Annotated in this window: 14 protein-coding genes; all 14 read right to left on the reverse strand. The window is 29.7% G+C overall.

The window, feature by feature from the left end:
- Positions 1–234: 234 nt before the first annotated feature.
- Entirely contained in the window at positions 235–597 is a 363-nt protein-coding gene (locus tag ACFQ13_RS06125) for a hypothetical protein (protein ID WP_386115244.1), read from the reverse strand.
- 153 nt (positions 598–750) lie between these two features.
- Complete coding sequence (locus tag ACFQ13_RS06130; protein ID WP_386115247.1) at positions 751–1,569, reverse strand: hypothetical protein; 819 nt, start codon at positions 1,567–1,569, stop codon at positions 751–753.
- Positions 1,569–2,060 (reverse strand): glycine-rich domain-containing protein, encoded by a 492-nt coding sequence (locus tag ACFQ13_RS06135; RefSeq protein ID WP_282043416.1) that lies wholly within the window; start codon positions 2,058–2,060, stop codon positions 1,569–1,571. Before ACFQ13_RS06135 ends, ACFQ13_RS06130 begins: the two co-directional genes overlap by 1 nt.
- Before the next feature lie 155 nt (positions 2,061–2,215).
- The gene (locus tag ACFQ13_RS06140) at positions 2,216–2,794 is read right to left on the reverse strand and encodes a hypothetical protein (RefSeq protein ID WP_386115250.1); all 579 of its coding nucleotides are present in this window, start codon (positions 2,792–2,794) and stop codon (positions 2,216–2,218) included.
- Between the two features lie 253 nt (positions 2,795–3,047).
- A complete protein-coding gene (locus ACFQ13_RS06145; protein ID WP_386115253.1) occupies positions 3,048–3,695 on the reverse strand; it encodes a hypothetical protein in 648 nt (215 codons plus the stop codon).
- Entirely contained in the window at positions 3,695–4,393 is a 699-nt protein-coding gene (locus tag ACFQ13_RS06150) for a hypothetical protein (protein WP_386115256.1), read from the reverse strand. Before ACFQ13_RS06150 ends, ACFQ13_RS06145 begins: the two co-directional genes overlap by 1 nt.
- Positions 4,390–7,002, reverse strand: coding sequence for an ATP-binding protein (locus tag ACFQ13_RS06155; RefSeq protein WP_386115259.1), 2,613 nt, complete (start codon positions 7,000–7,002; stop codon positions 4,390–4,392). The genes ACFQ13_RS06150 and ACFQ13_RS06155 overlap by 4 nt, the downstream gene beginning before the upstream one ends.
- A complete protein-coding gene (locus ACFQ13_RS06160; RefSeq protein ID WP_386115261.1) occupies positions 6,999–8,231 on the reverse strand; it encodes a DNA cytosine methyltransferase in 1,233 nt (410 codons plus the stop codon). Before ACFQ13_RS06160 ends, ACFQ13_RS06155 begins: the two co-directional genes overlap by 4 nt.
- Before the next feature lies 1 nt (position 8,232).
- Positions 8,233–8,442, reverse strand: a complete 210-nt coding sequence (locus tag ACFQ13_RS06165; RefSeq protein WP_386115278.1) for a helix-turn-helix transcriptional regulator — start codon at positions 8,440–8,442, stop codon at positions 8,233–8,235.
- Positions 8,443–8,762: 320 nt separating this feature from the next.
- On the reverse strand, positions 8,763–9,290 hold the full coding sequence (locus ACFQ13_RS06170; protein WP_386115263.1) for a hypothetical protein: 528 nt from the start codon (positions 9,288–9,290) through the stop codon (positions 8,763–8,765).
- A 221-nt stretch (positions 9,291–9,511) separates the two neighbouring features.
- Positions 9,512–10,210, reverse strand: coding sequence for a hypothetical protein (locus ACFQ13_RS06175; protein ID WP_386115266.1), 699 nt, complete (start codon positions 10,208–10,210; stop codon positions 9,512–9,514).
- A gap of 165 nt (positions 10,211–10,375) precedes the next feature.
- Positions 10,376–10,888 (reverse strand): hypothetical protein, encoded by a 513-nt coding sequence (locus tag ACFQ13_RS06180; protein ID WP_386115269.1) that lies wholly within the window; start codon positions 10,886–10,888, stop codon positions 10,376–10,378.
- Between the two features lie 175 nt (positions 10,889–11,063).
- Positions 11,064–11,390 carry a hypothetical protein gene (locus ACFQ13_RS06185; RefSeq protein ID WP_386115272.1) on the reverse strand — a complete coding sequence of 109 codons (327 nt, stop codon included), beginning with the start codon at positions 11,388–11,390 and terminating at the stop codon, positions 11,064–11,066.
- A gap of 32 nt (positions 11,391–11,422) precedes the next feature.
- Positions 11,423–11,911, reverse strand: coding sequence for a hypothetical protein (locus tag ACFQ13_RS06190; RefSeq protein ID WP_386115275.1), 489 nt, complete (start codon positions 11,909–11,911; stop codon positions 11,423–11,425).
- Positions 11,912–12,041 lie beyond the last annotated feature (130 nt).

Here is a 12,041-nt window from a genome sequence, read left to right on the forward strand (position 1 = left end):
CTTATCACGTTAGATTATCCAGATGAGAATTTAATCGTGACTAGGAATAAAAAACTCTTTGATTAGGAAAGACATTAGCAAAACGTGACTGCTTGCTGCTAACGTGTTTGTATATGGTTTGTTGCGTGGTTTAAGCAACTAATTTAGTAAATAATTACCGACCAAGAAAGTCCGCGAGGACTTTCGTAAGTAGGCGAGAAGCCAGCAATAAATTATATACGGTGTTGGCAGTAGTTATTTATATTCAATTAGTTGCTTTTCGGTCAATTCAGAAATGCTATTATCAATATAAAGTTTTTTGATTCCAGCTCTTTCAAATAATTCAATTAATACTCTTTTTTCAACTGCAGAAAGTCCTCCGTCAACCATTTCTCTTTGTTGAACAATTCCAATCGAATTTCTAGTATTTAAATTATTATTTTTAAAAACGGATTTCACGAACTTTTCAGCTTTTTGAAACTCCGCAATTAAGAGTCGTTTATTGTTAAATTCAGTTTGAGAATTTTCAATTATAGTTCTTCCATTTGTCAAGTCCTTTATCTCAATCTTGTTGACGTAAAGTTTGATGTAATATTTGTTCTTACTAAAGATTCCCATTGTTTTAATTACTGCCAACGTTGTTGTATATGGTTTGTTGCGTGTTTCAAGCAACTAATTTAGTAAATAATTACCGACCAAGAAAGTCCGCGAGGACTTTCGCAAGTAGGCAAGAAGCCAGCAATAAATTATATACGGTGTTACCACCAGTTTTTAATCACATCCGCCACAACCACCGCAACTACTACATCCACTATCACAAGAAGAGCAACCAGATGCGTCAAATTCAGAATCAAATGAATCTAAAGTGTCATCAAAACTATCAAAATATGAATCAAACATATAATCGTCTTCAAAAAAGTCAACATATAACCACCAATCGCTATCAGAATCGTAAGTATCACTGTGTAAAACTTTCTGTTGATTTAGTAATTCTTTATCGATTGTTTTTAAAAGTTGAAAATCTAAGTTTTTTAATAAGAAAATGTTTCCTCCAATTCTCAATAATAACTCTAATCCTTTCTTTTTATCATTATGAAGCAGATGGTCTATACTTTTATCAATCTCATTTAGAAAGTTTGATATTTCTCTCCTTAGTTTATTTCCGTTGTCAGTTAGTTTATTTAGCCTAAATAAATTTAATAAGAATGATTGTTTAAAATAAGGGTTGATTTCTCGATTGCTTCTTGTTGATTTTTTAAAATTCCAGCTTCCGTTTGAAGTATCGTAAGCCATTTTTATAAAATTCTTAAATAGTATTTGAATTGAAGGACTTTTAATAAATGGACTCAAATAAATTAATTCGTGATTTTTTGGCTGGTATTTATTAAAGTTTTTACCTGAAATAACGTATGTATAAGTTCTAATGTACTTGTCTCTAGGATGAGATTTTTTATCTATTTCTTTAATTTCAATTACTTTTTTTAAAAGTAAATCCATAAAAGTAAACTTCATTAAATCTTTCAATTGTACTGAGGTACAATCTTTAATTAGCATTGTTTCTGCAGGTGTTATTTTAGATAGTATTTTCATTACTTTTTAAATCGTAGTTTAGGTATTATCCAATTTCTCTTTCTATTAACTCTTGTAAAGTGAATTTCGTTAAATCTAGTATCAATATCAACCCAAATGTCATTTGGTGGTTTTTCATTAAATATTGACTCGTAAAAGTCAAGTGTTTTTGAATACTGTTCTTTAAATAAAGTTCTTTCCTCTGAGCCTTTTGTTGGTCCGTGATGAATATTTTTATTTATTGTGTTTTTACAAAGTTCAATCCAATATGATTCCGTGTAAAGTAGATGAAGATGCCAGACTTGGTCAATTTGGTCTGAAGGTGTTTGAGGGAAATCTGAAATAGTAATCAGAAAAATAAATTTTTTGTATTCCAATATTGTTCTCAGCGAATATTCTATTGACCAATCATTTTCTCTTGCTAATCTATCTGTAAAACTGAAAGAAGAATCTATGTCGTCAATTTCAAAATTTTGAATTTTCCTCCATATTTCATTTTGTTGTTCAGTCATTTTTGGTAATTGGTGGTAACGTTGTTGTGTATGATTAGTTGCGTGTTTTATGCAGTGAATGTACTAAATAAAGCACGAGCGGCGAAATTCCGAAGGAATTTCCTAAGTGAGCTAAAACTAGCAATTAATTATACACGGTGTTACCTACAGTATATTTATTTCAATTCTGTGTAAATATAATCTAAAAATAATTTTCTATATATTATTAATTCAAATTTACTTTTTGGTATTTTATTCACTAAATAAATTAGATATTCAATTTCAGTTTTAAAATCTCCATTAATTTTGGATTTGTTATTTGTCACTAAACCAGATTTATATTGCCAGCTATTTTCAGTTAATACATTCAGTTGTTCAAATAGGTATTCATAACAAGATAAGTGAGAATTGTTAAAAAATAACAAGTATGGGTCAAATCCTAAATCCGATTTAAATTTTTCAAAAAACTCAGGTTCTATTTCTTTCCGACTAGCCTTTTTTAATAATTTCGTATATCCTTTTTTGCTTATTTCAGTCAGATATTTTTCTTGAATTAATGAATTTTCTAATAAACTATGAATATTTTGTTTGTAAATCAGTTTTCCTTCAATCGGTCCAACTTCGGTTACGAGGCGATTATATTTGATTTCAGAGCATAATTCAAACTTTTCATCCGCAATTAAGTCAGTCGTGTTTTTAGTTGAACCACAAGCTGTGATTAAAGTCAGAATTATTATTTGAAGTAGTTTTTTCAATATTGTAGGTAACGGTCTAGTATAAGAATAGTAGCGGGTTTTCACGCAGTTACTTTTCAGGTAAACACAGACCTTTTTTGTATTTACTTACTTTCGTTTTAGCCATTAAACCGCTATTATTTTTATACATTGTTGTACACTGGCTTTTCTTTCCGCAAACTTGCTAGCGTTGGCAAAAGACATACTCTTTTGCAATTTTTTGTGTAGCGTTGGCTAGTGCGAATTGCAAATGTGTATGGCTTCTAGCGTTGGCTCAGTATATAACCATATCATTTTTCATATTGAATAATAAATCGGCTAAATTCCTATTATCTTCTTCAAGAATTGCTTTATTGATTCTTTTATTCAAGTGTAAGTTTAAATAATCTTTTAAAAATATAAAGTCTTTAGATTCATCTTTAAAGAATTCTAGTAAACTTAATATAACAGTCTCATTAATTGCTTGTTTAAAGAGCTCAATAGTGTCTAATGTAATTCCTTCTTTAGCAAGTTTTTTATCATTTTGAACCTCTTCAATTTCTGTTGGTAAAGGACCAAATCCTATAGCCTTATTTGTTTTAGAAATTCGAAATGAGCTTTTTATTAAGCTTGCGGAATCACAAGCAAGTAAAAATAAATTTTGCTTTTTGAAAATGCCCATTTCATTTCTTTTTACTAAAGGTTGTTTTGGGAAGTCATCAAGTGATTCACCACCATAAATTTGGTTATCTTGTCCGTGACCTAAAAATAAAATGGTACTGTTTTCTGGAAGTTTGGCTATTGAGTCAAGACAGTTATTGTAAGATTCTTCTCTAGGATGAACTTCAATCAATTCAAATTCGATAGAATTAGATTTTAAACTTTTTACAATGTCAAATAAAAATTTAGTTGAAGGGTCGACTGAAATAATAACTGTAATCATCAATCCTCAAATTTATTTAAGTCAACTAAATGAGCTATAGTTAGTTCAACCAAATTTTTCTGGAAATCAATACCATTCGGCAAATCTTTATCAATTTCGTGTGCTATCTCTGAAAGTTTTTTTCCTTTAAACTTTGGATAGACACTGTTAAAAACTAAGTCTGGGTATTTTTCTAAAAATTTTATCAGGTGATCTTTATGTTTATATATTTCTTTAGGGGCAACAGTCAGTTTTGTTAACTCTTCAGGTATCCTATCCCTATCTATAAATTCATCAATTTTTAACTTTATCAAGCTTTTTACTTTTTTTGGAGTGTCAAATGTTTTTGCAACTTTATCTTGTTCAGATGAATAAAGACAAAACTTTGCTCGTCTTAATCTATATTTTTTTGAAGTACATTCGTTTTTAATCCATTTAAGTAATTCGAAGCCATCTAAATTTGGGTCTTTAAAATCATAATCTGATGCAACTATATCAAAATTATCATTCATATAATTGTCATTAACATAAGATTGAATTTTGGCCTTATCTAATATCACTTTTCCAGTAGATTCATCTCTTTTCTTATAATGATCGTTACTTAAATCCAAAAAAGTTTCATCAAGGTCAAAACCAACATTTTTTAGTTTTTTCCTGAGATTATCTATTTGAGAATTTATCTTATTATCATCTATGTAAAATAACCGTACTACACTCATATTGTATTGAAAATAAGTTTAAAAGATGCTCCAGATAATTTTAAGTTATTACCTATAAAGTCGATTTCAGAATTCATATCATTTAAAAGATTCTTTGTGTAAAATAATCCTATACCAGACCCATTCATACCGTTTGAAGGAATTTCACGTACAGAAAGCTCAAAAATGCGTTCGTGTTTGTCTAAAAACTTATCAGATAAACCATCACCATCATCCGAAAAAACAAATTCTAATTGTTTATCGCTTGTGTTATTAAACTCAATCAGAATATTTTCTGCTCCCCATTTGATAGAATTGCTTATTAGATTATCAAGTATGATTGATAAATTCAAGACACTAATATTTTTGTTTAGGTATGAGTTGTTAACTTTAAATTCAAATGATATTTTATCAGAAAATGTTTCTCCATATAATGAAATATATTCCTGAATATATGACACTAAATCAACGTCTTTTTTTTCGATATCTTCTTTAAGGTCTGATCTAGTAACAAACTCGGACATTTTTAATGAGCGTTCGGCATTGAGTTTTAAAAAACCTAGTCTTTCAATCAGGTTGTTTATATCGAAATCATCTTCTATTAAATCGTCAATTACATTCTCAATACCATCCCTTATTTCGATATTATTAATTTTTATAGTATGAATTAGCCCATCTGCATCTGGACTTAGAGTTCTTCTTGTTGCAAGAAGGTATAGGTTTTTTTCTTTTTCAATTGATAAATCTACTTCAGCTTTATCAGCTTTATCTTTATATTCTTTAGCAGTCTTTTCAGCACTCTGTTTTTGATTTTTTAAATCATCTAATTCATATTGAAGTTTTTCTACTAGAATAGTTTGTTCTTCAACTGTTTTTTTATAATTCTGTAACTCTAGAATTGCTTTTGTAGTAGCTTCATTGGTTGAATATTTATCAAATTCTTTGAGTTGTTTTTCTAATTCGAAATTTTGTTCAGCCTTACGTTGTAAAATTCGACTTAAAGTTTCTGAGTCAATTTTTTTATTATCAAAATCTTCAATTAACTGTTGAAATTCTCTTTCGGACTTTAACCTTTCTTCTTCAATCTTTTGCGTAATTAAATTTTCATTGATATACAATTCAATTACTTCACCGGCTTTTGCAGAAATTATAGAGTGAATAGCATTGTACACTCTATTTTGTTTGACTTCTTTGCCTTCACGATAAACTAACTCAGATTCCGTAATTCCGCCTTCAACTATTTTTTGTTCTAATTCTTTGAGAAGTTTAGCTTCTTCTTTATTTTTACCATCATAAATAGCACTATCCCAATTAAGACCGTCAACAACATATTTTTCTAATCTTCTATGACTTTTAAAATAAAAACTTTCATTTCTCTCCTTTGAGGTTAGTTTAATATAATTTTCATTCTTAACAATCCCTTCTCTACTCGAGATAATTTGAAAATCATTATTCTCGTCATTTAATTCAATGTGTCCTATTAAATCCCTGGAACCCAAATATCTACTGTGTCCTTGAGCTTTTCTTTGATCTAAAGCCAGCCAATCATCACCAACATCACCGTAAGGAGGAATTCTAAAGCCATTAATAAATAAAAAAACGGAGCCATAATTAACAGATTGAATTCCTGTTTGCCTAGTAAAAAAAGCTTTGGCGTATGGGTTTAAATAATAAATTTTAAGCTTGGCGTCTTTAATGTATGGGTAGTATTGATTTTTTTCTTTAATCCAAAAAATAGTATTCCCTTTATCTTTTAATTCAGTATAGATTACTTTTCCTCCTTCTTGAATTTCAGACTCTATACTCGTTGATTTAAAATTAAGTTTTTCAAAAATTTGATTCTCAATTTTACCTATAAATTTTTCATAATCATTTCTCAAATCATTTTCTTCTCGAAATTCAGGTGCATTTAAGTAAATTCCAAAATCATCATCTTGGAATGCTTGATTAGGATTGATGAGTTTTTCTAAATATTTTTTTAAATCAACGAATTTTTCTGTGTCCCATTTTATGGTATTTCCGTTTTTGTCCTTAATTGGATAAGCCCAAGAACTTCTTAGTTTTATAACCTCCAGTAGCACACCATTTTCAAAGGCTTTGTAACCAAGGTTTTCAATTTCATTATTTGATAGGTACTCAAATCTTAAGGGAATAGATTGAATTTCCTTTTCTTCATCTTCAATTTCGAAAAGTTTCCAATCTATACTAAGTTTTATATATTTTTTATCATCTTTTGTTTTCGCATATAGATTTAGATATTCGCCAAGGCGATCGCAAGAAAACCTTCCAACTCCTTTGGCTCCAGCCATTCTTCTATTATGTTGTGTTTTGTTTGATTTTTTTTCAGAATAGGCTATGTTCAACCATTTATCTTGAATGTCCTTTAAATCCATACCTAAGCCATCATCTTTAATAACTAATCTTGATGTTTTTTCCGAAAATGATTGTATAAGCTCGTCATCATTATCCTTAAGGTTGAAATAAGTTACATTAACTCTTTTTGCATCTGCATCAAAAGAATTTTTTACCAATTCAAGAATTGCAATGTTGTCATCATTGATAAGGTCTTTACCAATTATACTTTTTAACTGAACATTCGTTTTAAAATGTAATTCGTTTGGATTTGTCATTTGCTAATTAGTTTGTTTAAAACTAATCCACTTTGTTCCCCAAATAAAGGAGGAATAGCATTTCCGATTTGTGAATATCTAGGAACTTCTTGTGTTCTTCTTTTTCCTCCTGTAGTATATTTTCCTTTAAATTCATACCAATCGTTAAATGATTGTATTCTTGCATACTCTCGAACTGTAAAAATTCTAGGTTCACAATAATGCACATAATCATCTGGTAAAGTTGTAATGGTTGGAGTAGGAGTAGTTCCAGATAATGGAATTATAGTTCTTTTTTTAAGGTTAAACTTTTCTTTTATTTCGTCTGATAGTGTTTTGTTTTTATCTGCATTTTCAAGTATATATTTAAACTTTTCAATTGTAGAAGGATTGTGTTTTGCGAATCTATGACTATCAGGTATTTTTTCTGAATAGTTTCCTTTTAATAATTTTTGATATTCTGATTTAGGTTTGTTGTATAAACCTGCCTTAAAAGAAGCTGTGTCAGGTGATATTGTTTCATTAACTCTTAATAAGTCAGATATTGCATCTTCCAAACTATTTGTTAGACCAATACCTTTGTTTACTAGGAATTTTTCTCTTTCGCTTCTTATTGAATCAAAAAAAACTGTCGGGTTTGTATTTTTTGCGATATCTTTTCTAATTCCTACTAAGATGAAACGTGTTCTTTTTTGCGGAACACCATATTCCGAAAAATCAACTAAACGACCTTCTACCTTGTAGCCTAAATATTTTCCGTCTTTTGGAGTGTATTCTAGTGCACTCTTTACATATTCAGAATACACTTTTCCTTGGATTTTATTTTTATCAAACTTTTGAGTAAAACCTTTTACATTTTCAAAAAAGATAACTTTTGGTTGTACTTGACGAATAAACTTTATATAAGATTTGATTAATTTATTTCGTAAATCATTTTCATTTCTTTTTCCAGCAGTCGAAAAACCTTGGCAAGGTGGTCCACCAGCGACCATATCAATTTTACCTCTTAAAGATTTAAGCTCATTAGGATAGTTTTTGATTATTGCATTTATATCGTGGTTAGATTTTGGTAACCAATTTGGCCAATCGAAATGATTATTTTTTTCAATTAAATTATGGTTAAAAGTTTCAAATGCGTCAGGACTCTTTTCAATAGCAAATAAACCTTTCCATAAGCCAGAATTATAAAGTCCGAGTGAAAGTCCACCACAACCTGCAAATAGGTCAATATATGTTTTCTTTTCGCTCATATTAACTCTCAGAATTATTAGTTGAATAAAGTAACTCTCTGATATCTATTTCTAAAGCATTTGCAACTCTAAGCAAATTCTCTAAAGATGGTTGTCGTGCATTTGTACACCATTGAGAAACAGTAGATTCATCTTTACCTATTTGTTCTGCTAACCATTTGTTCTTTCTCCTGGTTTCGGCAAGAGCAACTTTAATTCTGTTGATTTCCACTTTAGCCAATTTATTTGTGTTTTACGCAAATATATTAACTTATTACTAATAATATTTACATTTTTAAAAATATTTTCATTTGGGTGGCGGTGGGGAAGAGAAAGCTCTTTTTATTTTGTGAGGAACGAGCAAAATGAAATGTGCTTGAACGTGTGGTTGGCTCTTTTTTCAGCTTGTGTACAACGTTTTTGTGTATGGTTAGTTGCGTGGTTAAGCAACTAAGTTAGCAAACTTTTACGAACCCGTGAAAATTCCGCAGGAATTTTCGCAAGTAGGGAAGAACAAAGCAATTAATTATACACGGTGTTGCCATACGTTTTTTATCCTTTTTTCATTATCAGCGTACTGTAAGAATAACGTCCAATCGGAAGTCGGTTTAAAAAGTTCTGAAATTGTTCTTTCAAATCAAATTCTTTGTTGATTATCGAAATTAGTTTTCTTGCTTTTATAATTTCAGTTGGTAGTTTTACTTTATTTTGATTGTAATAATAGTCAGATTCTAATTCCCAATAAGATGCAGTATTTATTTCTCCATCTTTAATTGCTTTAAAAAAAGTAGTTGTTCCATCTAATCCGCTAATACAGTTTTCGACTTCGTTACAGTCTTTTAGATTTCCAAATCCGTTGTTATTCAGTTCCGAAATCAGTTTTTCCGCCATAGAATTCGGAATCGCAATTTTTTGAATTATGCTATCTTTTCTAATTTCCTTTCTATTCGTAGTCCAAACCGAATGAGTAAGAGTTCCGTTAAATTCTCCATTTTTGAAATCAATCAATTCTACATTTTGGTAATCCTCAATTTGAACGCGATAAATTCGGTCGTGTTTTTTTGAGTCAAATTCGGTCAATCCAAATCGTTTTTCAGATTCAGTTTGAGAAAAGCAGAAATTAATTCCAATTCCTAAAAATATTAATATGTAAATCGTTTTTCTCAAATGGATGGCAACGTGTTTGTGTATGGTTAGTTGCGTGGTTAGGCAACTAAGTTAGCAAACTTTAACGAACCCGTGAAAATTCCGCAGGAATTTTCGCAAGTAAGGAAGAACCTAGCAATTAATTATACACGGTGTTAGCTGTAGTTTTTATTTTTTCCTATTATTAATAATATATCAGCAATTGGATAAGCTAAAGCGACAATTATACCAAATATTCCATATAATGTTTTTCCTTCAGGTAAAAATCCAGTTATCGAAAACCATAAAAGGATTAAGCAAAAAGGGTAGAGAAGAAGTCTTGTCAAAATCTTCGTAAAAGTCCATTCTTTAATGTTTTCTTTCTTTAATTCCGTTTTGGGTTTGTTAATCAATTCAGGATTATTTGTTTGCTCTATATTTTCTATGGATTCTTTAAGTTCGTCGGTTAAAAGTTTTGTTTCATATTTTTTTGATTTGGACACAACTAAATGCAATAAAGTTCCAATTAGAGAAATTCCAATAATTCCAACGACAGCTATTTCTAATTTCGTTGTGATTAATAAAACTAAAACAAGCAAAATAAAAAATCCAGTTGATGCTTTATTCAGAAGTTTATGATAAGGATTTTTTTCTGTTTTTATTCCGTTCAATTTATTGTTTTGGTCAAAAGTCAGATGGAAAATTGGATAAACACTCCTCAAAAATTGTGATGACCTCCAGATAAGGATTTCATTTTGTTTTATTTCTCCGCTATATTTAGTTGTATTATAGAAAAATGAATCATTCCAATGATTTTTAAGAGTACTTTTTTTGTTCTGAATAATTAATTTTTCGATGTCTTTTTTTTCTACCATAAAGTTGGTTCAAATTACAGCTAACGGTTTTGTGTATGGTTAGTTGCGTGTTTCAGCAACTAATTTAGTAAACAAAAACGAACGCGAGAAAATTCCGAAGGAATTTTCCAAATAAGCACTTGCCAAAGCAATTAATTATACACGTTGTTGGCAACTGGCTTTTATTTATTCTGTCGGCATTTTTGTCATCACGTAAATCAGTTCATCATATTTGTCAGATGTAAATTCCTTTATTGCGCTCTGTTCCGTTATTGTTGCTGTTCCGATTACTTTACTTTGGTCGATTTTTTTGTATTCAGCTAAAGATATTATTTCTCCATCAAGAACATAAATAGTTTTCTTTTCCGATTTCGTATTTGCTCTTTGTCTTTCACTTAACATTGTTGTTAATAAAACAACACCATTAATATCTTTACTTCCATATATTTTAGTTTCTCTTTTTTTAATATATTTGAGGCTGGAAATATCTTCTTCTTTTATTAAAAACCATCCGTCATTCATCGATTCATAATGAGCTGCAACTCCATCAATTACTAAAAGAGGATTCTCGGTTAGCGAATATTCCGTTTTCAATGAGTCAATATAGTTTGCTAAATACGTTTTTTCGGGTTTCTTTTTATCGCAAGAAATGCTCACTAAAATTAGAAATAGAATTAAGCTTTTTGTTATTCGGTTCATTTTTTACGTAATGTTTTTAGCTTGTTGCCAACGTGTTTGTGTATGGTTAGTTGCGTGGTTAAGCAACTAAGTTAACAAACATTTACGAACCCGTGAATATTCCGCAGGAATATTCACAAGTAGGGAGGAACCTAGCAATTAATTATACACGGTGTTGGCAACAGTATTTTGATTTCTATTCTTTAAATTCCATGTTTTTACATTTGTTTTTTTCATACCATTCCAACCACACTTTTTTATCTCTTTCAAATATTCCGGATGGATAAGTTCTAGCGTAATTCGACATAGATTCGAAAGAAACGTGAGTATATTTTCCAATAAATTTTAATGAATTTTTTAATGATTCGCCTTGAACTTTATAAATTAGGTTCTCAACATTTTCAATATTCTTGAAGAACTCCTTCTTAAAAACTAAATTTTCATTGCAATAATTTTCCTCTTTTGTTTTAGATTGTTTTGAAGACGAACAAGAAATTAGCAATAATAATATTACGCTTGTCATTTTAATTAATAATATTCTTCGATTATACATCTTTATTCAGTTTCCATATTTATTACAGAACTATTTTGAAATTCAGTCGGTTTATTGTTTATTCGTTTAATTACATAAGCTATTAAAAGTCCGATAGAAAATGTTGTCAGAATTGTGCAAACAACAAATGCGATAATCGGTGGAATCACCATCAAAAATCTTTCTTCAGTTACAGTTAGTCCGACAATCAGACAAAAAGTTGTCCAGATTATTAAATTCACAACGGTTGAATATTTAAAGGAAGTAAGAAGCAATGATTTTCCACTTTTAATATTTCGATATGCTAATTCTCCACCAATCCAAAGAGCAATTAGAAATGCAACCACAAGTCCAATTGTAGAAATTCTGTAAGTTCCGATAATAGCAATTGTCAAAAGTCCTTCTCCAGTTAATAACAGCGGAATCCCAATCGTAGCAACAATAGTTAAAATTCCTATTGGTGCTCCAATCAGATAAGAAGTCAGAATACTTTGTTTTAATTTCTTTTCCATTCTTTTTGCGTTCAGCTTGGATATTGTTGCCAACGGTTAAATATATGAATAGTAAGGGATTTAAAAAGCTATTCCTTCGGGTTTTTAATAAGCCAATTTAGTAAATAAATATTTAAATTTTTAATAGATA

Origin of the sequence: Winogradskyella rapida, assembly GCF_042675845.1 — a bacterium.
Lineage (GTDB): Bacteria > Bacteroidota > Bacteroidia > Flavobacteriales > Flavobacteriaceae > Winogradskyella > Winogradskyella rapida.